The 20338-nt window shown below is 71.8% G+C and carries 21 protein-coding genes and 3 tRNA genes; 12 read left to right on the top strand and 12 right to left on the bottom strand.

The genetic code is table 11. From position 1 onward, the window contains the following. Positions 1-35: 35 nt before the first annotated feature. The 3 genes from IEY98_RS03885 (at position 36) to IEY98_RS03875 (ending at position 1125) form a co-directional block, all read left to right on the top strand. Positions 36-542: a MarR family winged helix-turn-helix transcriptional regulator gene (locus IEY98_RS03885; RefSeq protein WP_189208866.1), complete on the top strand. Its 507-nt coding sequence runs from the start codon at positions 36-38 to the stop codon at positions 540-542. A gap of 41 nt (positions 543-583) precedes the next feature. Beyond that, complete coding sequence (locus IEY98_RS03880) at positions 584-1009, top strand: MarR family winged helix-turn-helix transcriptional regulator (RefSeq protein WP_189210038.1); 426 nt, start codon at positions 584-586, stop codon at positions 1007-1009. A 28-nt stretch (positions 1010-1037) separates the two neighbouring features. After that, positions 1038-1125: transfer RNA gene (locus tag IEY98_RS03875), tRNA-Ser, on the top strand. Positions 1126-1282: 157 nt separating this feature from the next. Here the strand turns inward: IEY98_RS03875 and IEY98_RS03870 are convergent. Both IEY98_RS03870 and IEY98_RS03865 read right to left on the bottom strand, forming a co-directional pair. After that, on the bottom strand, positions 1283-2092 hold the full coding sequence (locus IEY98_RS03870) for a hypothetical protein (protein ID WP_189208865.1): 810 nt from the start codon (positions 2090-2092) through the stop codon (positions 1283-1285). Next, positions 2089-2628, bottom strand: coding sequence for a SigE family RNA polymerase sigma factor (locus IEY98_RS03865; RefSeq protein WP_268244558.1), 540 nt, complete (start codon positions 2626-2628; stop codon positions 2089-2091). The genes IEY98_RS03870 and IEY98_RS03865 overlap by 4 nt, the downstream gene beginning before the upstream one ends. A 125-nt stretch (positions 2629-2753) precedes the next feature. Here IEY98_RS03865 and IEY98_RS03860 point away from each other — a divergent pair, with 125 nt between their 5' ends. Further along, positions 2754-3506 (top strand): sulfite exporter TauE/SafE family protein, encoded by a 753-nt coding sequence (locus IEY98_RS03860; RefSeq protein ID WP_189208864.1) that lies wholly within the window; start codon positions 2754-2756, stop codon positions 3504-3506. Positions 3507-3540: 34 nt separating this feature from the next. Here the strand turns inward: IEY98_RS03860 and hisC are convergent, their stop codons facing one another. After that, a complete protein-coding gene (gene hisC, locus IEY98_RS03855; protein ID WP_189208863.1) occupies positions 3541-4602 on the bottom strand; it encodes a histidinol-phosphate transaminase in 1062 nt (353 codons plus the stop codon). A 111-nt stretch (positions 4603-4713) separates the two neighbouring features. On the opposite strand from hisC, the gene IEY98_RS03850 reads away from it, so the two are divergent. Beyond that, positions 4714-5379, top strand: coding sequence for a dienelactone hydrolase family protein (locus tag IEY98_RS03850; protein ID WP_189208862.1), 666 nt, complete (start codon positions 4714-4716; stop codon positions 5377-5379). A 34-nt stretch (positions 5380-5413) separates the two neighbouring features. On the opposite strand, the gene IEY98_RS03845 is transcribed toward IEY98_RS03850, so the two are convergent. Both IEY98_RS03845 and IEY98_RS03840 read right to left on the bottom strand, forming a co-directional pair. Then, positions 5414-6067, bottom strand: a complete 654-nt coding sequence (locus IEY98_RS03845; protein WP_189208861.1) for a CoA transferase subunit B — start codon at positions 6065-6067, stop codon at positions 5414-5416. A 1-nt stretch (position 6068) separates the two neighbouring features. Beyond that, a complete protein-coding gene (locus IEY98_RS03840) occupies positions 6069-6833 on the bottom strand; it encodes a CoA transferase subunit A (RefSeq protein ID WP_189208860.1) in 765 nt (254 codons plus the stop codon). A 206-nt stretch (positions 6834-7039) separates the two neighbouring features. On the opposite strand from IEY98_RS03840, the gene IEY98_RS03835 reads away from it, so the two are divergent. The 3 genes from IEY98_RS03835 (at position 7040) to IEY98_RS03825 (ending at position 8313) form a co-directional block, all read left to right on the top strand. Beyond that, positions 7040-7129: transfer RNA gene (locus IEY98_RS03835), tRNA-Ser, on the top strand. Between the two features lie 34 nt (positions 7130-7163). Beyond that, positions 7164-7236 (top strand) — tRNA-Arg (locus IEY98_RS03830). Positions 7237-7302: 66 nt separating this feature from the next. Next, positions 7303-8313: an asparaginase gene (locus tag IEY98_RS03825; RefSeq protein ID WP_308425832.1), complete on the top strand. Its 1011-nt coding sequence runs from the start codon at positions 7303-7305 to the stop codon at positions 8311-8313. Between the two features lie 39 nt (positions 8314-8352). Here the strand turns inward: IEY98_RS03825 and IEY98_RS03820 are convergent, their stop codons facing one another. Further along, positions 8353-9504, bottom strand: a complete 1152-nt coding sequence (locus tag IEY98_RS03820; protein ID WP_189208858.1) for an epoxide hydrolase family protein — start codon at positions 9502-9504, stop codon at positions 8353-8355. 62 nt (positions 9505-9566) lie between these two features. Here IEY98_RS03820 and IEY98_RS03815 point away from each other — a divergent pair, with 62 nt between their 5' ends. After that, the gene (locus IEY98_RS03815) at positions 9567-10577 is read left to right on the top strand and encodes a helix-turn-helix transcriptional regulator (RefSeq protein WP_189208857.1); all 1011 of its coding nucleotides are present in this window, start codon (positions 9567-9569) and stop codon (positions 10575-10577) included. Next, positions 10574-11740, top strand: coding sequence for an LLM class flavin-dependent oxidoreductase (locus IEY98_RS03810; RefSeq protein WP_189208856.1), 1167 nt, complete (start codon positions 10574-10576; stop codon positions 11738-11740). The genes IEY98_RS03815 and IEY98_RS03810 overlap by 4 nt, the downstream gene beginning before the upstream one ends. Positions 11741-12773: 1033 nt before the next feature. Here IEY98_RS03810 and IEY98_RS03805 read toward each other — a convergent pair. The 5 genes from IEY98_RS03805 to IEY98_RS03785 form a co-directional block, all read right to left on the bottom strand. After that, complete coding sequence (locus tag IEY98_RS03805) at positions 12774-13250, bottom strand: hypothetical protein (RefSeq protein WP_189208855.1); 477 nt, start codon at positions 13248-13250, stop codon at positions 12774-12776. A 53-nt stretch (positions 13251-13303) separates the two neighbouring features. Continuing rightward, entirely contained in the window at positions 13304-13471 is a 168-nt protein-coding gene (locus IEY98_RS03800) for a hypothetical protein (RefSeq protein ID WP_189208854.1), read from the bottom strand. Positions 13472-13588: 117 nt separating this feature from the next. After that, complete coding sequence (locus IEY98_RS03795) at positions 13589-14782, bottom strand: MFS transporter (RefSeq protein ID WP_308425831.1); 1194 nt, start codon at positions 14780-14782, stop codon at positions 13589-13591. A 133-nt stretch (positions 14783-14915) separates the two neighbouring features. Continuing rightward, positions 14916-16493: an ABC transporter permease gene (locus IEY98_RS03790; RefSeq protein ID WP_229786544.1), complete on the bottom strand. Its 1578-nt coding sequence runs from the start codon at positions 16491-16493 to the stop codon at positions 14916-14918. Between the two features lie 127 nt (positions 16494-16620). Beyond that, a complete protein-coding gene (locus IEY98_RS03785) occupies positions 16621-17508 on the bottom strand; it encodes an ABC transporter ATP-binding protein (RefSeq protein ID WP_189208853.1) in 888 nt (295 codons plus the stop codon). A gap of 74 nt (positions 17509-17582) precedes the next feature. On the opposite strand from IEY98_RS03785, the gene IEY98_RS03780 reads away from it, so the two are divergent. Beyond that, complete coding sequence (locus IEY98_RS03780) at positions 17583-18059, top strand: GbsR/MarR family transcriptional regulator (protein ID WP_229786543.1); 477 nt, start codon at positions 17583-17585, stop codon at positions 18057-18059. Positions 18060-18079: 20 nt separating this feature from the next. Then, positions 18080-19735 carry a DUF885 domain-containing protein gene (locus tag IEY98_RS03775; RefSeq protein ID WP_189208852.1) on the top strand — a complete coding sequence of 552 codons (1656 nt, stop codon included), beginning with the start codon at positions 18080-18082 and terminating at the stop codon, positions 19733-19735. On the opposite strand, the gene IEY98_RS03770 is transcribed toward IEY98_RS03775, so the two are convergent. Then, positions 19732-20271 (bottom strand): DUF8017 domain-containing protein, encoded by a 540-nt coding sequence (locus tag IEY98_RS03770; protein ID WP_189208851.1) that lies wholly within the window; start codon positions 20269-20271, stop codon positions 19732-19734. The two genes, IEY98_RS03775 and IEY98_RS03770, sit on opposite strands and share 4 nt — an antisense overlap. Positions 20272-20338 lie beyond the last annotated feature (67 nt).

The following is a 20338-nucleotide window of genomic DNA, read 5'->3' as shown; positions in this document are numbered from 1 at the left end:
TACCTCTCCGTCAAGCCAGCCGGCACACTGATCCGATGCGCGACCAGGTGGACGACATCCTCGAACAATGGCGCCGCGAGCGCCCGGACCTCGACGTGGCCCCGATGGGCCTGTTCGGGCGCCTCACCCGCCTGGCCGCCGTGGTGAGCCGGGAGCTGGAGGCCAACTTCGCCCGCCACGGCCTCACCGGTGCCGACTTCGACGTCCTCGCCACCCTCCGCCGCGCGGGCGCGCCGCACACGCTGACCGTGGGCAGGCTCCAGGCCACCATGATGATCAGCTCGGGCGCCACCACGCACCGCATCGACCGCCTGGAGCGCCGCGGCCTCGTCGCCCGCGACCCCGACCCCCAGGACCGCAGAGGAGTTCGCGTCCGCCTCACCGACGAGGGCCGGGCCCTGGTGGACGAGGCCGTGGCCACCCACCTCGCCCTCGAACACGCCCTGGTCGCCGACATCCCCCCGGCCCGCCGCGACGCCCTGACCGACCTGCTGCGTGAACTGCTCGTTTCCCTGTCCGCACCCCGTAACCTGGTCCGGTGACCTCCGTGAGCACCGAACCACGCTGGCTGAGTCCGGCGGAGATGCGGGCGTGGCGGGCCTACGTCATCGGCAGCGAACTGCTGCGCCAGCAGCTCAACCGCGAGCTCCAGGAGCGTCACCAGATCGCCCTGGCCGACTACGAGGTCCTCGTCCGCCTCTCCGAGCAGCCGGAGGGCCGGATGCGCATGAGCCACCTGGCGGGCCAGGTGGCGTCGTCGAAGAGCAGGCTGTCCCACCAGATCGCCCGCATGGAGAAGTCCGGCCTGGTCACCCGCCTCAACTGCCCCGACGACGCCCGCGGCGTCATCGCCGAGATCACCCCCCGCGGCCTGGAGATCCTCCGCACCGCAGCCCCCACCCACGTCGAGGGCGTCCGCGAACACCTCGTCGACCTCATGACCGAGGACGAACAGACCGTCGTCGCCGCCCTCTTCGAGCGCGTGATCGCCCACCTCGACCTGTCCTGACCCCGCCCTCTAGGCTGAACCCACACCGGGAGGCGTGGCAGAGCGGCCGAATGCATCCGCCTTGAAAGCGGAAGACGGGCAACCGTCCGGGGGTTCAAATCCCTCCGCCTCCGCCAGTTCGGCCACGGGGTTTCGCCATTGGCGCCGCTCCGTGGCACTTGGGGTTGCAGTCCACTTCGGAATGCGGCGACATCTCCTCAAAGCATGCGCGGCCTACTGCGATACGTCTGTGGGCCGGTGCCCGCGAGGACACCGGCCCAACAGATGTGATCGTCAGCCGAAGCAGCCGTGGTCGCGCAGGGCCAGGGCCAGCGAGCCGACCTTGCCGTCCGCGGTTCCCACGAGGTGGTAGATCGCCCTGTCGTTGCCCGGGACCGGGATGACGATCTGGTAGTGCTCGCGGTAGGAGTCGCGCTGGGCTTCCGCCGCCGGGTAGGCGGTGAAGAAGTCCTCGACCGGGGAGCCGAGGCGGATGCCCTCGGGGGTGCGGACCTGCGGGGTGAGGAAGATGGCCGCGACGCCCAGCTCGGGGGTGATTCCGACGCTGAAGCCGTTCTCCTTCGGGTGGCTCCTGAGGTTGTACCCGCCGCATCCCTCGACGGGTGGGTCGTCCTGGACCAGGGCGCCTGTGGCCATCGCCTGCTCGTAGGTCATGCCCAGCTTGAGCGCGCCGAGGCCGTCCGGGCCGAGGACGCGGGCCGCCGGGGGCGGAGCCGTCTTCGTCCCCGTCTGCCGCACCACCGACGTTCCGGTGGACTTCGTCGGGGCCGTCCCCGTCGTCGCCTTCGCGGTCGTGGAGTCGACCGTCGGCGCGGTGGTCGTGCTGGGCGCCACCTGCGAGGTGGTCGTCATCGGCGCCGTGGTCTCGGTCGCGGGGACCATGGATTCGGGGCGCCCGGCCCCGAACGCCACGCCGCCCACGATCACCACGGCCACCGCCATCGCGCCGCCCACCGCGGCCGCGGTGCGCCTTCTGCGGACGCGGCGCGCGCCTGCCAGCACCGCATCGGTCGCGCCCGGCTGGACCGGCACGTCGAGCCGGTCGTCGTTGAACAGCCGCCGCAGCTCGTCGTCGAGAATCACATCGCCCTCCCCTCAGCGAACGCGGCGAGCCTGCCGCGCAGTGTCGTCATGGCCTTGCTGGCCTGGCTTTTGACCGTTCCCGCCGTCACACCGAGGGTGTGGGCGATCTCCGCCTCGGACAGACCCTCGTAGAACCGGAGCACGACCACCGCCCGCTGTCGGGCGGGCAGCGCCCGCAGCGCGTCCCAGAGCGGTTCGTCCTCGAACGCGTAGCGCTCCCGCGCCGCGGGCGTCTCCGGGATGTCGGCGACCAGGTTCTCCCTGCGGATCCGCCGCCACCGGCTGACGTGCGCGTTGGCCATCGCCCGGCGCACGTAGGCGAGCGGGTCCCCCGTCCGCCGTGCGACCGACGACCAGCGCGCCCCGGTCTTCTCCAGCACGGTCTGGACCAGATCGGCGCCGTCGTGCGGGTTCCCGGTCAGCGCGTGCCCGTAGCGGAGCAGCCCGGGCATCGCGGTTCTGACGAACTCCGCGAAGTCCTCCACTTCATTCCTCCCCCTCGTCAAAGCCCATGTCGCAGAGGACACGCGCGACACCGCCCCGAGGTTGCCGCGGATTCGAGTGGTTCCCCCGACCGGCGGTAGGCTCCCGGCGGTGACCGGTTTCACCGGGGCTGGGTGCCCGCCTCGGGATAAGGTCGGCCGATGATGGGACGAAACCGGTGACCGTCTGGGAAGCGCTGGGTGTGGTGCTGGCCGGGGTGTTCGCTGGCGGCATCAACACCGTCGTCGGCTCCGGCACGCTGGTCACCTTCCCGGTGCTGTTGGCGGTCGGGTATCCGCCGGTGGTGGCGAACGTGTCGAACTCGTTGGGGCTCGTGCCCGGCTCGGTGACCGGGGCGATCGGGTATCGGCATGAGCTCGCCGGGCAGCGCGGGCGGCTGCTTCGGATGGGCACGGCATCCCTGATCGGCGGGCTCGTCGGTGCGGTGTTGCTGCTCGTGCTGCCGCCGTCGGCGTTCGAGGCGATCGTGCCCGTGTTGATCGTGGTGGCGCTGGTGCTCGTCGTCGCGCAGCCGTGGTTGGCGCGCAAGCTCGGCGAGCGGCAGTCCGAAGTGCACGTCCACGGCGGGGTCGGGCTGTTGTTCGCCGTCTTCGCCACGGGCATCTACGGCGGCTATTTCGGGGCGGCGCAAGGGGTTCTGCTGCTGGCCATCATGGGCATCCTGATGGACGAGAGCCTGCAGCGGATCAACGGCATCAAGAACGTGCTCGCCGCGATCGTGAACCTGGCCTCGGGCATCGTGTTCATCTTCGTCGCCGAGGTCGCCTGGCTCGCCGTGGCGCTCATCGCCGTCGGCGCGGTCATCGGCGGGCTCATCGGGGCCAAGGTGGGCCGCAGGCTCTCGCCGACCGTGCTGCGCGGCGTGATCGTCGTCGTCGGCATCGCCGCGATCGTCCAACTGCTGGCGTGAGTGGAGCGTCCACGAAGGACGCTCCACCCCCCGGTCAGAACGACTTCGCCGCCGCCAGGAACAGGTCGTTCTCCTCCGGCGTGCCGATGGTGACCCGCGCGCCGTCGCCCGCGAACGCGCGCACCACGACCTTGTTCTCCAGGCAGTGCTCGTTGAACGCCGCCGTGCGCTCGCCCAGCGGCAGCCACACGAAGTTGGCCTGCGACACCGGGACGGTGTAGCCCAGCTCCAGCAGCGCCGCGCGCACCCGGGCGCGCTCGGCGACGATGTCGCGGCAGCGGGCCAGCAGCTCGTCCTCGGCGTCCAGCGACGCCAGGGCCGCCACCTGCGCCAGCGCGTTCACCCCGAACGGCACGAACACCTTGCGCACCGCGTCGGTCACCGCGTCCGGGGCCACCAGGTAGCCCACCCGCAGCCCGGCGAGGCCGTACGCCTTGGAGAACGTGCGCAGCACCGCGACGTTGTCCCGCCCGCGCGCCCACTGCTCCTTGGCCACCTCGACGCCGTCGGGCACGGACGGGTCGTCCACGAACTCCCGGTACGCCTCGTCGATGACCACGAGGACGTCCTCGGGCACCGCGTCGAAGAAGCGGTCCAGCTCCGGCTTGGTCAGCGCCGTCCCGGTGGGGTTGTTCGGCGTGCAGACGAACGCCAGCCGCGTCTTGCCGGTGACGGCCGCCGCCATCGCGTCGATGTCGAGCGCCTGGTCGGCGGTCAGCGGGACCCGGGTCTGACCGGCGCCGACGACCTGGGTGATGATCGGGTACGCCTCGAACGACCGCCAGCCGAACAGCACATCGTCGTCCGCGGTGCAGGTCGCCTGCACCAGCTGCTGGCACAGGGTCACCGAGCCGCAGCCCACCGAGACCTGGGCCTCAGTCACGCCCAGCTTCGCCGCCAGCCGCGCCACCAGCTCGCCCGCCCCGCTGTCCGGGTAGCGGTTGATCCGGCCCGCGGCCTCGGCCACCGCCGCCACGACACTGGGCAGCGGCCCGAGCGAGACCTCGTTGCTGGCCAGTTTCACCGCCCCGGGGATGCTGCGGCCGGGCACGTAGCCGGGCAGTGCGGCCAGGTCGGCGCGGGTTCGCACGCTCATACACAGCTCCTCGTCCGTCGCGTGGTGACGCTACCCGCAAACTAGTACGCCACAATGAGTGAGCGGGTGATCACGTTGACTGGTGTTCACCCCAGCATGGTTGGGTGGGGTATGGCTCAGACCCACACAGCGGACTTCCGGCTCGACGACGGCCGCGCCCTGCGGCTGACGTACGCCGAACCGGACGGGGTGGTGCGCGGCGGGCTGGTCGTGCTGCACGAGTCCCGCGGCATCACCGACACCGTCATCGGCATGGTCGCGGGCCTGGCGAGCGAGGGCTGGCTGGTGGTCGTGCCGCACCTGTACCCGTCGGGGTCGCACGAGGTCGCCGAGGAGGAGGCCCGCGACAAGGTCAGCGCCCTGTCCGGGGACTCGGTGCTGGCCGCGACCGACATCGGCTTCGCGTGGCTGGCCGCCCGCGAGGTGGCGCTCGACCGCATCGGCGTCATCGGTTTCGAGCTCGGCGGCGCCGTCGCGCTGGTCGTGGCCGCCCGGCGGGACATCGGCGCGGCCGTCACGGTCGCGGGCGGCGGCATCCTGGAGCCGCTGTCGAACGGCCTGCCCGCCCTCGTCGAGGTCGCGGGGGAGCTGCGCGTGCCGTGGCTGGGGCTCTACCGCTCCGACGTCGAGAGCCCCAGCGCCGAGGAGGTCGAGAAGCTCCGCGACGCGGCGGGCTCGGCCCAGGTGGCCACCGACGTCGTGCGCTTCCCGTTCGAGACCGGCGCGGCCGAGGCCTGGCACCGGGCGCTGAACTGGTTCGACGCCCACCTGCGCTGAGGAGGGGGCGGGCGGACCCGCCCGCCCCACTCGCTCACACCATCGACTTGAGCGGGCCCTCGACAATCAGCTCGGGCTCGGTCTTCTCCCGCACCTCGTCCTCGGTGACGCCGGGCGCGAGCTCGCGCAGAATCAGCCCGCGGTCGGTGATGTCGATGACCGCCAGATCGGTGATGATCTTGTGCGCCACCCGCTTGCCGGTGTAGGGCAGCGAGCACTCGTTCACGATCTTGTACGTGCCGTCCTTGGCCACGTGCTCCATCAGCACGATGAGCAGCTTGGCGCCGTGGACCAGGTCCATCGCGCCGCCCATGCCCTTGATCATCTTGCCCGGGATCATCCAGTTGGCCATGTCGCCGTGCTTGGAGACCTGCATCGAGCCCAGGATCGCCGCGTCCACCTTGCCGCTGCGGATCATCGCGAAGGACAGGGCGGAGTCGAAGTAGGAGGCGCCCTTGCGCAGGGTCACCGTCTCCTTGCCCGCGTTGATGACGTCGGGGTCCTCCTCGCCCTCGTACGGGTAGGCGCCGACGCCGAGGATGCCGTTCTCGGACTGCAGGACGATCTCGACGTCGTCGGGCACGTAGTTCGGCACCAGGGTCGGCAGGCCGATGCCCAGGTTGACGTAGGAGCCGTCGGTCAGCTCCGCGGCGGCGCGGGCCGCCATCTGCTCACGGGTCAGCGGCATGTCATGCCCCCTTCTGGCGGACGGTCCGGCGCTCGACGCGCTTGTCGGCGGCCTGCTCGGGCGTCAGCGGGACCACCCGCTGCACGAAGATCCCCGGCAGGTGCACCTCGTCCGGCTCGATCTCGCCCGGCTCGACCAGGTGCTCGACCTCGGCGATGCTGATCCGTCCCGCCATCGCGCACAGCGGGTTGAAGTTCCGCGCGGACGCGTGGAACACCAGGTTGCCGTGCCGGTCGCCCTTCCACGCCCGGACCAGGGCGAAGTCGGTGACGATCGCCCGCTCCATGACGTACTCCAGGCCGTCGAACTCCCGCACCTCCTTCGGCGGGGAGGCCACGGCGACGCCGCCGTCGCCGTCGTACTTCCACGGCACCCCGCCGTCGGCGACCTGCGTGCCGACGCCGGTGCGGGTGAAGAAGGCGGGGATGCCGGTGCCGCCCGCCCGCAGCCGCTCGGCCAGCGTGCCCTGCGGCGTCAGCTCCACCTCCAGCTCCCCGGAGAGGTACTGCCGGGCGAACTCCTTGTTCTCCCCGACGTAGGAACTGGTCATCCGCGCGATCCGCCGCTCGCGCAGGAGCAGTCCGAGCCCCCACTCGTCGACGCCGCAGTTGTTGGACGTCACGTCCAGCCCCGTGACGCCCTTGTCGAGCAGCGCTTTGATCAGCTCGCTGGGTATCCCGCACAACCCGAACCCGCCCACCGCCAAGCTCGCGTTGTCCGCGATGTCGGCGACCGCCTCAGCAGCGCTGCGGACGACTTTGTCCATCTCGTTGCCCCTCCTTCTGGGTGTGGCAGTCGCGACTCTAGTGCCGAGGAGCCGGTTCCCGGAGTGTCCGCGACCCCCATATCCCCCACCCGGCCCATGGTGCCCGCCACCTGGCCCCTGACCTGCGCACAATCGAAGAGGAGGGGGGCGTTTTGCCCTGGCGGACACCCCCTGTGTAGTCTTACCGCCAGCGGCCTGGGGCCCCGGGAGGCTTCGCCTAGTCTGGTCTATGGCGCCGCACTGCTAATGCGGTTGGGGTTTATCGCCCCTCCCGGGTTCAAATCCCGGAGCCTCCGCTGACACCCGGCTCGCCGGGTGACAACTGAACATGCGCCCGTAGCTCAACGGATAGAGCATCTGACTACGGATCAGAAGGTTAGGGGTTCGAATCCCTTCGGGCGCGCAACAGCAAGTCCAGGTCAGGGCCCGGTTCCGGAAACGGAACGGGCCCTGGTCTCGTCTTGGGGGTGTGACGGGGATCCCTTCGGGCGGGAGGACAGTGGTGGCTGGCGATTCACGGGTTGTGGTGTTCGGGCTTGGCGGGACCATCGCGATGACGGCGGATGGGCCGGGTGGGGTGGTGCCCGCGTTGTCGGCCCGGCAGTTGGTGGCGGCCGTGCCTGGCTTGGCGGAGACGGGGATCTCGGTCGAGGTGCGGGACTTCCGGCGGGTGCCGGGGGCGGCGGTGTCGCTCGCCGACGTCTACGCGGTGGCGGCCGAGATCGAGAAGTGCTCCGCGGGTGTCGTGGTGACGCAGGGGACGGACACCATCGAGGAGACCGCGTTCCTGCTCGACCTCCTGCTCTCGCGCGATGAGCCCGTCGTGGTCACGGGGGCTATGCGCAATCCGACGTTGGCGGGGGCCGACGGGCCCGCGAATCTGCTGGCCGCCATCCAGACCGCCGCCGGTGAGGACGCCCGGGGGTTGGGGGCGGTGGTGGTGTTCGCCGACGAGATCCACGCGGCGCGGCGGGTTCGGAAGACGCACACGTCGAGTTGTGCGACGTTCCAGTCCGTCAACGGCGGGCCGTTGGGGTATGTGGTGGAAGGCCGGGTGCGGGTGGTGAACCGGCCCGTCAGGCGGACGTCGGTGCCGCGGTCGGCCGAGTCGCGGGACGTCACCGTGGCTGTGGTTCCCATGGTGTTGGGCGACACGGGCGTGGTGCTGGAGGCGATCGCCGACCGCGTCGACGGGGTCGTGGTGGCGGCGTTCGGCGCGGGGCATGTTCCCGAGGGTGTGGTCGAGGTGGTGAGCGGGCTCGCGGCGCGGATGCCGGTGGTGCTGGCGTCGCGCACCGGGGGTGGCTCGGTGCTCGCGACCACCTACGGCTTCCGCGGTTCGGAGTCCGATCTGCTGGGGCGTGGACTGATCTCCGCCGGGTTCCTCGACGCCTACAAGGCCCGGATCCTGCTGCACCACCTGCTCGCCCGCGGGTTCGACACCGACGCCGTCCGGGCGGTCTTCGCCGAGAACGCGTGACGGGCCGTGCCGTGGTCGTTCACGGCACGGCCCCGGCGGTCAGCCGAGTCCGGCGAAGAACCCGCGGATGTCCTGGACCAGCAGGTCCGGGGCGTCCTGGGCGGACCAGTGGCCGCCGCGGTCGTACTCGTTCCACGACACGATGGCCGCGTGGTCGCGTTCGGCGAAGCGCCGCAGCGGGGTGAAGTCGTGGGCGAAGCTGGCCAGGCCGGTCGGGGTGGTCGTCGGCTCGGTGGGGTGCGTGGTGTGCCGGTCCTCGTAGTAGAAGCGGGCCGATGAAGCGGCGGTGTTGGTCAGCCAGTAGATCGTCGCGTTGGTCAGGACGTGGTCGTCGCTGGTGCCCGCGAGCAGCTGCGCGGTCCAGGCGAGCTGGCCCGAGGGGGAGTCGGCGAGGGCGTGCGCGAGGTTCTGCGGCTTGGTCGCCTGCAGTTGGGCGAAGGCGGACATCTCGTCGTTGAAGCTCTGCAGGAACTGCAGGTGCGCCAGCTCGTCTGCGGTCATGCCCTCGAACTCGGCGGGGTCGCCGGACGGGAACGAGAACAGCTGGGTGACGTGGACCCCGATCACCTGGTCCTGCGCGATCCGGCCGAGTTCCGGGGAGACGAGGGCGCCCGCGTCGTTGCCGTGCGCGCCGTAGCGGTCGTAGCCGAGGCGCCGCATCAGCTCGGCCCAGGCGCGGGCGGTGCGGTGGCGGTTCCAGCCCTTCTCCCGTGTCGGGCCACTGAAGGCGAAGCCGGGCAGGGACGGGATGACGACGTGGAACGCCTGCGCGGGGTCGCCGCCGTGGGCGCGCGGGTCGGTCAGCGGGCCGATGACGTCCAGGAACTCGGCGATCGTGTTGGGCCAGCCGTGGGTGAGGATCAGCGGCGTCGCGTCCGGCTCGGGCGAGCGCACGTGCAGGAAGTGGATGTCCTGGCCGTCGATCTCGGTCGTGAACTGCGGGTAGGCGTTCAGCGCCGCCTCCCACTCCCGCCAGTCGTAGCCGGTGCGCCAGCGGTCGACGAGGCGCTTGACGTACGACAGCGGCACGCCGTACTCCCATCCGGGCTCGACCGGGCCGCGCCGCACGCCGTCGGTGACCTGGTCGGCGGGCAGTTCCTCGGTCCAGCGGACGCGGGCGAGCCGGTCGGCGAGGTCGTCGAGGTCGGCCTGGGGGACGTCGATCCGGAAGGGCTTGATCTCGGTGCTCATGGGATCAATCTAGGAGGTGATTAGGAACAGTTGGTTCCTATATGTCTGGCAGAGTTCGAGGAATGTTGGAGACCTCGGCTCGGCTGCTCCGCCTGCTCTCCCTGCTGCAGACCCCGCGCGAGTGGACCGGCGCGGAACTGGCGGACCGGCTCGCGGTGAGCACCCGGACAGTGCGCAACGACGTCGAGCGGCTGCGTGCCCTCGGCTATCCCGTCAACGCCAACCGCGGGGCGACGGGCGGGTATCGCCTCGGCGCTGGCGCCGCGCTGCCGCCGTTGCTGCTCGACGACGAGGAGGCTGTCGCGGTCGCGATCGGGCTGCGCACGGCGGCGGCGGGGTCGATCACGGGGGTGGAGGAGACGTCGTTGCGGGCGCTGGCGAAGCTGGAGCAGGTGCTGCCGTCCCGGCTGCGGCGGCGGGTGAACACCTTGCACACCTATGCCGTGCGGGTGCCCGCTGACGACGCTGGACCACGGGTGTCGGCGGAGGTCTTGACCGTCATCGCGGCCGCTTGTCGGGACCGGGAGCAGTTGCGGTTCGACTACCGCGCCCACGACGACAGCGAGAGCCGCCGGGTCGTCGAGCCGTACCGGCTGGTCAACTGGGGCAGGCGGTGGTACCTCGTCGCGTGGGACGTCCAGCGCGGCGACTGGCGCACGTTCCGGGTCGACCGGGTGACGCCGAGGACGCCGACCGGGCCGCGGTTCGCCGCGCGGGACGTGCCCGAGGACCTGACCGCCCGGGTCCGGCACGGCGTGTCCTCCGCCGCCTGGCGGTATCGGGCGAGCGTGACGGTGCGGGCGCCCGCCGAGGTGGTGGCCGAGCGGATCAACCCGGCCGTGGGGACGGTCGAGGCGGTGGACGACGAGACCTGCGTGCTGCACACGGGTGCGGACACGGTGGCGAGCCTTGCCGTCCACATCGGACTGCTCGACGCGGACTTCACCGTCGACGGTCCGCCTGAGCTCGTCGACCACCTGCGCGTGCTCGCCGACCGGTATCGGCGGGCCGGTAACACCGGCGGCCCTTCCGCTGACCCTGTCGGTGACTCGGATGGAAGGGGTGCCAGGTGAAGATCGATGTGTTCAACGAGATCCAGAACCGCGGGCGGGGATCGGAGGGGGAGCGGTTCCGGCAGGCGATCGAGCAGGCCCGGTTGGCCGACGAGCTGGGGTACGGCTGCTGGTGGCAGGTGGAGCACCACGGCGCGGGGGAGTTCAGCCTCTCGTCGGCGCCGGAGGTGTTCCTCGCGGCGTTGTCGCAGGTGACCTCGCGGATCCGGTTGGGGCACGCCGCGGTGTTGGCGCCGTCGCGGTTCAACCACGTGGTGCGGGTGGCCGAGCGGGCGGCGACGCTGGACCACCTGAGCGGCGGGCGGGTGGAGCTGGGGATGACGCGGTCGACGGTCCCGGAGTGGCGGCTGTTCAACATCGACCCGGACGACGTGCGCGGGCAGACGCGCGAGGCGTTCGAGCTGGTGCCGCGGCTGTGGACCGAGGACGCGGTGAGCCACGACAGCGACACCTATCGGCTGCGGGACGTCTCGATCACGCCGAAGCCGGTGCAGAGCCCGCACCCGCCGCTGTGGCAGGCGGCGGCGAGCCCGGCGTCGTTCGAGGAGGCCGGTCGCCGGGGCGTCGGCGTGCTCGGGACGACGTTCTGGGAGTCGATCGAGCGCGTCGAGCGCATGGTCCGCCTCTACCGCGACGCCGCCGCCGCGTGCACCGACCCGGTGGGGGCGTTCGTGAACAACCAGATCGGCTTCTTCACCTTCGTCCACTGCGCCGAGACGGACGAACAGGCCATGCGCAACGGCGCCGCCGCGGCGGCCGCGTGGTACACCGTGACCGCGCTGAACTTCTTCGAGGCCAGCAAGGACTTCGTCCGGCTGCTGGCCCACCAGCAGCAGCTCATGGCCGACCCGTCGGGCGGCGGCCTGGCAGGCGAGTTCCTCCGCGCCGAGGCCACCACCGGCCCGACCCCCGGCCAGACCCTGATCGGCCGCATCATCCAGGGCGAACCGGTGCCGGACGAGGAGATCTTCGACGTCCTCAGCGCCCAGCAGTCCCTGATCGTCGGCTCCCCCGACACCTGCCGGAAGAAACTCCGCGCCTACGCCGACCTCGGCATCGACCGCCTCATGTGCCTCCACCAGATCGGCGGCCTGACCCACGAGCAGGTGATGACGAGCATCCGCCTGACCGGCGAACTGATCCCGGAGTTCGACCGCCCCTGACCCACACGCCAGCCCCAGCCGCACCTCACCAAGCCACCGAGGGTGCGGTTGGGGATGGGCAGAACGTGAGGGTGCAGTTGGGTTGGTCGGGGAGGCGGGGGTGGGGTCGGGGTGCGGTTGGGTTGGGCGGGGAGGCAGGGTGCGGTTGGGTTGGTCGGGGAGGTGGGGAGGTGGGGAGGTGGGGAGGCGGGGAGGCGGGGAGGCGGGGAGGCGGGGAGCGGATGGGTTGGTCGGGAGGAGGAGAGGCGGGGTGAGGTTCCGGTTCGGCGGGGAGGCGGGACGCGGCTCCGGCTGAGTCGGCGCGGGGTATGGCTGAGCTTCGCTTGGTACCGGCCGGGCGCGCGGATCAGCGCGGTGGGGCCTCCGCGGTCCGGTTGGGCGAGCTCCTGGGATTGCGTGCGGGGTAGGCAGAGCGGGGGCAGGTTGAGAGCTGGCTCTCTCAGCCGGCGCTGGCTGGGCTGGAGGACCGGGACGAGGGGTGGTGGCTGGGAAGGGATGGCTGCTCAGCGGCAAGGTCCGGTCGCGGATGGTCGGGGAGGCAGTCCTTCAGGCGTTGTGAGTGGGATGGTGCCGGAGTTGGCGGGGCTTGGAGGTCGGCTAGCAGGGTGAAGGAAGAGGCCAGGTGCGGAGTGCTGTCGGTGCGGTGGCCGGGGGCGCGGTAGGTGCGGGGGGTGAGTTAGGTGCGATGGCCCGCCGTGGGGTGTCTGGAGGTGGAGGCAGGTGGGGGGATGCGGTTGGGCAGCGGGTGTTTCTTGGTGCGGCGCGTTGGCGAGGGTGAGGTCGGTGGGGTGGCCTGCTGTGGGGGATGTCTGGTGGGGGAGGCAGATGCGAGGTGCGGCTGGGCAGCGGGCGATCTCGGTCCGGCGTGGTTGGTGAGGTGAGGTGCTGCCGGTGGGCGAGTGGGTGTGTGTGGCCCATTCTTGGTGCGGGAATTGAGGGTCGTCATCGGTTATTGCTTCTGTGGAGGCTCCCTTCTCTCAGGGCGGGGGTTGGCCCAGGCGATCCACAGGGGCTGTGGATCGCCTGGGGATGGTTACCGGGCGGGTGTCGTTCGGCCGATCAGTTCTGCGGTTTCGGGGGTGAGGAGGCGGCCGGGGACGTCGGGGTCGCAGCCGATTCGGGAGAGGCGGGCTCGGATGGAGCCGGGGGAGCGTTGGCGGGCGGTGGCGAGTTCGCGGATGGCTGTGGTGGCCGGGGTGGTCTCCTTGTAGGTCTGCCAGTCGGCGCGCAGGGCCGTGTCCTGGTCTTGGGTCCAGGGGGCGTGGGAGTTCGGGGCTGTGCCTCGTTTTCGGGTGCTGTCGAACGCGCCCGCCGCCGTGAGGGCTCGGGTGAGGAGGCGGGCGGTCTCGGCTGTGCCGGACACCGGGAGGCGGATGGTGCCGTCGGCGACGACGCCCTCCGTCTCCGAGCTGCCGTGGAGGTCGAGGGTGAGCTGGCCTGCGTCGGCGGTGACGGTCAGGCGGTAGGTCGTGGTCCGGTGGGTCGCTGTGTGCTCAAGAGTGAATGCCATACCCCAACGCTAAGCCGATCCCCGAAACCGCCGCGGAAGTTATCCACAGGCCCTCACCAGCGCTCGCGGTCCCGGTGACTTACCGGCTCATCCCCCTGCGCGGGCTCCACGCGGTCGCGTTCCTCGCGCAGGATCGTCTGCAGGGTGTGGTTGGCGCGTCGCAGGCGCCAAGCGGCGTACAGGACGACCAGGGCGGCCGCCACTATCCAGAAGGTCGTCATCACCCGCCTCCGTCCCAGACAGGTACCCCGAAGGGTCCCACCACAATCAGCGGGGCGCAGCGCGATTGACCCGATCATGCCGCCGAATGCGCTCCAACGGAGTAGCGGGTTGCACCGTCAGGGGCGGGGCAGGGTCTCGCGGGCCGGGAGCCACACCAGCGCGGCCGCGAGCAGCAGGGCGCCGGTGACGCCGAAGGCGGCGACGAACGACAGCCGGTCGGCCAGCACGCCCGCCACGATCGGCCCGAGGATGGCGCCCACGTCCGCGCTCATCTGGAACACCGCCAGCACCTGCCCGCCGCGCGCCTTGCCCAGCACGTCGCCCACGGCGGCCTGCTGGGACGGCGCGTACACGCCCGTCCCGAGCCCCGCGACGATGGTCGCCACCACGAACTCGAACACCGAGTCGGTGAAGCCCACCCACACCGTCGACGCGCCCGCCACCAGCAGGCCGGTGATGAGCATCGGCTTGCGGCCGATGCGGTCCGACAGCCGTCCGGACACCAGCAGCATGGCCACGTTGCCCGCGGCGAACAGCGCCAGCGCCGTGCCCGCGAACGACTCGTCGCGCCGCAGGACCTCGGTGATGAACAGCGGGATCAGCGCGGTGCGCACGCCGAACACCGCCCACCCGTTGGCGAAGCTGGACGCCAGCGACGCCCGGTAGCCGCTGTCGCGCAACGCCGCCCGCAGCGGCAGCGTCGGCACGTCCGAGTCGCCCGCGGGCGCCATCAGGGTCGACTTGCGCAGCGCGAACCAGACGATGAACACCGCGAGGAACAGCGATCCGGCGTACACCAGGAACGGCGTGCGCAGCGAGATCGCGATCAGCCCGCCGCCCATGATCGGACCGGCGACGTTGCCCAGCAGGAAGCTCGTGCCCCAGTGCCCGGACGCGCGCCCGCGCAGCAGCGGCGGTGTCAGCCGCAGCATCAGCGCGACGCCGGAGACGGTGAACATCGTCGATCCGGTGCCCGCCAGGCAGCGCAGCACGAGCAGGTGCCAGTACTCCGTGGCGAACGCGCACGCGCCCGTGGTGACCGCGACGACCGACAGCCCGACCAGGTACACCCAGCGCTCGCCGAGGACCGTGACCAGCCTGCCCGCCGCGGGCGCGAACACCAGCCGGGCCACGGCGAAGGCGCTGATGACGACGGAGGCGGCGGTGACGCTGACGTCGAAGCCGCGGGCGAAGGTCGGCAGCGCGGGCGCGACCAGGCCGAAGCCGATCGCGATCACGAAGTTGGCCGAGATGATCACCCACACCTCGCGGGGCAGTGTCGCCGGTCTGGACGACGTCGACACGCTCACGCGAGAAACCCCCAGGAGAAGAGATTGTTAGCCACGCGAACTATAAGCCGTGACCACCCGATCGGGTCAACCTCCGCCCCGGACGCGGCATTCCCGCGGAGCCCCCAGGACCCCGCGGGAACGCCCCCTGACCTCAGCCGATGTCGCGCCGCCGGAACCCGGTGAGCGCCGCGGCCAGCAGCACGGCCGCCACCGCCGTCAGCCCGAGCAGCGGCCCGGCCTCCCAGCTCTTGGGCACGTGGCTGAACGGTGAGATGTCCATCACCCACTGGTCGACCTGCAGCACCGGCCCGAACATCGTCACCAGCACCACGACCGCCAGCACCGCCCACGCGCCCGGCACCGAGACCGAGGGCGCCACGCCGAACAGCAGCGCCGCCGCCCCCGCGACGATCCACACCGCGGGCAGCTGGGCCAGGCTGATCTCCAGCGCGTGCCCCACCTGGGTGCCGAGGTCGTCGGTGCGCAGCCCGTGGCCGACGCCCATGCCGAGCCCGGCCAGCACCAGCAGCAGCGCGGGCCCGCCGAGGGCGAATACCAGGTGCGCGCCGCTCCACCCGAGCCTGCTCGCGCCCGCGGCCAGCACCGGCTCGGCCCGCACGGTCGTCTCCTCCGCGCGCATCCGCAGCACCGCCTGCACGCCGTAGACGGCGGCGAGGATGCCGAACATGCCCGCCATGGACGCCAGGAACGAGTCGACCAGCGCCTGCGCGCCGCCCATCCTGGTCAGGATCTCGGTCATCTGGCCGCTGGACCCGAACAGGTCGGTGATGCCGTTGGCGATCGAGCCGAAGATCGCACTGGTCGCGGCGAACCCGATCGCCCAGCCGATGAGCCCGCCGCGCTGCAGCCGCGCGGCCAGGCCGAGCGGGCCGCCCAGCGACGCCGCCGCGCTCGGCGGGCCGAGCCGCTGCGGCAGCAGGCCCGCCCCGAGGTCGCGGCGCGGCGTCAGGGCGTAGGCGACGGCGCCGATCACCAGCGCCGTGGCCACCGGCAGCACGAGCACCCACCAGCGGTCCTCGACGTACGGCTTGGCCAGCTGCGGCCACGCCAGCGGCGAGAGCCAGGACAGCCAGGTCAGCGAGACCGTCGAGTCGCCGACGCCGCGCAGCAGGAACGTCAGCCCGAGCACGGCCGTGGCCATGCCGTTGGCCGAGCGCGCGTACTCGGTGAACTGCGCGGTCACCGCCGAGACCGCCGCGAACGCGATGCCCGTGCCCGCGATGCTCATGCCGAACAGGAACGACGGGCCCGCGGCCACCCCGGCCCCGGTCAGGCCCGCGCCGATCAGCACGCCGATCACCAGGGCGGCGCCCGAGGTCACGGCGAGCGCGGCGGTCAGCGCCGCGTGCCGTCCGACGACCGCCGAGCCCAGCAGCTCAAGCCGCCCGCTGTCCTCCTCGGCGCGGGTGTGCCGGGTGACCGTGAAGATCGCCATGAGCGCGATGAACAGCGCGGTGAACATGCCGAAGCGCCACGCGGTGAAGCCGCCCGCGGTGGTCAAGTCGTAGGCGGGTCCGAAGAGGACGGCGATGGCCGGGTTGCTGCCCGCGCCCGCCGACAAAGCCGCGCGTGACGCCTCGTCGGGGAACAACTCCTCGTAGGCGGTGATGCCGGACATGGGGATCAGCCCGAGCAGCACGATCCAGATCGGCAGGATGACGCGGTCGCGGCGCAGCGCGAGCCGGATGAGGCTCCAGGTTCCGGTCACTGTCCCGCCTCCCCGGATTTTCCCCTGTTGGTCGCCTCGGGGCGGAACAGCTCGGTTGGCTGCGCGCCGGTGGCTGGCTTGCGTCCCGTTCCCCTTGGGTGCGGCTGGCGGCCGCGCGCGGAGATCCTCATCGAGTCTCCTGGTAGTGCCGCAGGAACAGTTCCTCGAGGGTGGGCGGTTGGCTGGTCAGCGCGCGCACGCCGGTGTGGGTCAGCGCGCGGAGGGCCTCGTCGAGGGCGGCGGTGTCGACGTCGAAGGAGACGTGGTTGCCGCGGACCTGCAGGTCGTGCACGCCTGCGAGGCCAGCGAGGCCGTTGGGCGGGCCGGTCAGCTCGGCGCTGATCGTCGTGCGGGTCAGGTGGCGCAGCTCGGCCAGCGTGCCGGTCTCCACCGTGCGGCCCTGCCGGATGATGCTCACCCGGTCGCACAGGGTCTCGACCTCGGCGAGGATGTGGCTGGACAGCAGCACGGTGCGGCCGCGGTCGCGCTCCTCGCCGACGCATTCCTGGAACACCGCCTCCATCAGCGGGTCCAGGCCGGAGGTCGGCTCGTCCAGCACCAGCAGCTCGACGTCGGAGGCGAGCGCGGCGACCAGCGCGACCTTCTGCCGGTTGCCCTTGGAGTAGGTGCGGCCCTTCTTGCGCGGATCGAGGTCGAAGCGCTCCAGCAGCTCGTCGCGGCGGCGCTTGTCCAGCCCGCCGCGCAGCCTGCCGAGCAGGTCGATGACCTCGCCGCCGGAGAGGTTCGGCCACAGCGAGACGTCGCCGGGCACGTAGGCGAGGCGGCGGTGCAGCGCCGTGGCGTCGCGCCACGGGTCGCCGCCGAGGACGCTCGCCCGGCCGGAGTCGGCGCGCAGCAGGCCCAGCAGCACCCGGATGGTCGTGGACTTCCCGGAGCCGTTCGGGCCGAGGAAGCCGTGCACCTCCCCGGCCCGCACCGTCAGGTCGAGGCCGTCCAGCGCGCGGGTCCGCCCGAACGTCTTGACCAGGCCGGACACGGAGATTGCGGTGTTCATGGTTCACAACCTACAGTGGATTCACGAATTTGTGAACGTTAGGAATCCGCTAATATCACCGCCGGAGGTGGGCAGTGACCGAGAAGGACCCGCAGGCGGTGGCCCGGTTCGTGGAGCGGTTCGCGCTCCTGCTGGCCGAGGGCGGCATGGCGCGGATGCCCGCGCGCGTGTTCGCCTGCCTGATGACCACCGACTCCGGCCGGATGACGGCAGCGGAGCTGGGGACGGCGCTGGGCGTGAGCCCGGCCGCGGTGTCGGGCGCCGTGCGCTACCTCGACCAGGTCGGCCTGGTGGCGAAGGGCCGCGAGCCGGGGGAGCGGCGCGACCACTACATGGTCAGCGAGAACAGCTGGATGGAGGCGTTCACCAACCGCGACAAGCTGCTCGACAACTGGACCACCGCGCTGCGCGAGGGCGTGGAGACGCTCGGCTCCGGCCCGGCAGCCGAGCGGCTGGACACCAGCCGCCGCTTCTTCGAGTTCCTGCAGCGCGAGATCGAGGCCATGCTGGACCGCTGGCGGGCGCAGGAGCGGCGCGACCGGGCCGGGTGAGGCTGTCGTACTGTCGGGCCATGACCACCCCTGGCGACACGGCCGCCACCCTGGCCGACGAGCTGACCACCCTGAAGTTCGGCGCCGAGCCGGTGTTCGCCACACTGCTCGGCGTTCCCGGCTACGACGAGCGGCTGGCCGATCCCAGCGCCGAGTCCGAGGCCCGCGTCCGCGCCGCCGCCGTCGACATCGCCAAGCGCGCCGCCGCCGTGACCGACGTCGACGGCCAGGACGCCGTCACCGTCAAGGTCGTCGCGCAGCAGGCCGAGGCTGTCGTCGACGCCATCGACGCGCGGCTCGCCGAGCACACCGTCACCGACCTGTTCGTCGGCCCGGCCGCCCGCCTGCTGTCGTTCCTGCCGATGGTCGTGCTCCCCGACGCCGAGCGCGCCACGTCGTACCTGGCCCGGCTCCGCGCCATCCCGGCCCACCTCGAGGCGCACGCCCAGCGCCACCGCGAGGGCGTCGCCGCAGGCCGGGTCCCGGTGCGGCGGCTGGTGGACAACGCGGTCGCGCACCTGGACCGGTACCTGGCCGACGGGCCCGACCCGCTGCTGACCCAGGCCATGCCCGGCGAGGACCGCGGCTTCGAGGCCGAGCGCGAGCGCGTCGTCGCCGAGGTCGTGCGCCCGGCGTTCGCCCGCTACCGGCAGGCGCTCGTCGACGAGATCGCCGCCCACGGCCGCCCGGACGACCGACCCGGCCTGTGCGCGCTGCCCGACGGCGACGCCGCGTACGCGCGCATGGTCCGCGTGCACACCACCACCGACCGCACGCCGGACGAACTGCACCAGACCGGCCTCGACATCATCGCGGGCCTGCGCGAGGAGTACGCCGAGCTGGGCGCGAAGGTCTTCGGCACGCGCGACCAGGCCGAGATCTTCCGCAGGCTCATCGAGGACCCGGCCCTGCGGTGGAGCAGCGCGGAGGAACTCCTCAACCACGCCCGCGCGTGCATCGAGCGCGCCGAGGCGGTGGCGCCGCAGTGGTTCGGCAGGCTGCCCAGCCAGCGCTGCCAGGTCGAGGCGGTCCCCGCCAACGAGGCCGCGGGCGCGCCCGCCGCGTACTACATGCAGCCCTCGATGGACGGGCTGCGGCCGGGCGTCTACTACGCCAACACCCACGAGGCCGAGAAGCGCGACCGGTTCCTGTCCGAGGTGACCGCCTTCCACGAGGCCGTGCCGGGGCACCACTTCCAGCTGACCATCGCGCTGGAGCTGGACCTGCCGCTGCTGCGGCGCATCGCCGACGTCAACGCCTACACCGAGGGCTGGGGCCTCTACACCGAGCGCCTCGCCGAGGAGATGGGCCTGTACTCCGACGACGTGGCGCGCATCGGCATGCTCGCCATGGACTCCATGCGCGCGGGCAGGCTCGTGGTCGACACCGGCCTGCATGCCAAGGGCTGGAGCCGCGAGCAGGCGGTGGCCTACCTGCGGGAGAACACCCCGCTCTCGGCGGTGGACATCAACGCCGAGGTCGACCGCTACATCGCCTACCCGGGCCAGGCGCTGTCGTACATGGTCGGCAGGCTGGAGATCCAGCGCATCCGGCGGGAGGCGGAGGCGCGGCTGGGCGAGCGGTTCGACATCCGCGGCTTCCACGACGTCGTGCTGGGCAACGGGATGCTGCCGCTGTCCGTGCTCGACGAGGTCGTGCGGGGCTGGCAGGGCTAGTCGACGGCGAGGCTGTCGATGATCGCCTGGACATCGGCGGCGGGCGGCGGGGCCGGCTCGTCCGGGCCGCCCGCCGTGTCCTGGACGTGGACCAGCAGCGCGATGCCGCGCTTGGTGGTCGCCGTGGCGTTGTCCAGGTCGACCGCCAGGACGGTCACCGTTCCCTCGGTGGCCTCGCAGTCGGGGTCGGCAGAGGGGATGGTGACCGGCAGCGTCATCACCAGTCCTGTGTGGCCGTCGTATTCGGTGATCTCGCCGTCGGTGGGCGCGGTGTCGGGGGCGGCGAGGAACCGCGCGGCGATCTCGGCGGCGAAGCGGTGTCCGGTCTCGCGCAGGTCCAGCCGCTTGTCCGATCTGCTCTGGACAGCCGCGCTGAAGACGACGGCGCGGCTGTACGCCTTCCCGCCGCAGTCGTAGCCGCCGTACGCGGCCGCTCCGGTGAACCGCACGCCCAGGATCTCCGGCGCCGAATCCGGCTCGGCGACCCAGCCCGACGGCAGCCGATAGGACAGCCGGGCGTCCGGATTGTCGATCACCACTGAATCGCCCGCCGGGCCTGCGCTGGTAGCCGTCGTCGAGGGCGCCGGAACCGCGACACCGGGT

It is taken from the genome of Actinokineospora fastidiosa (assembly GCF_014648415.1).
Classification (GTDB): Bacteria; Actinomycetota; Actinomycetes; order Mycobacteriales; family Pseudonocardiaceae; genus Actinokineospora; species Actinokineospora fastidiosa.
Note: the sequence above shows the minus strand (reverse complement) of the source record. Positions and strands in the feature narration are given on the sequence as shown.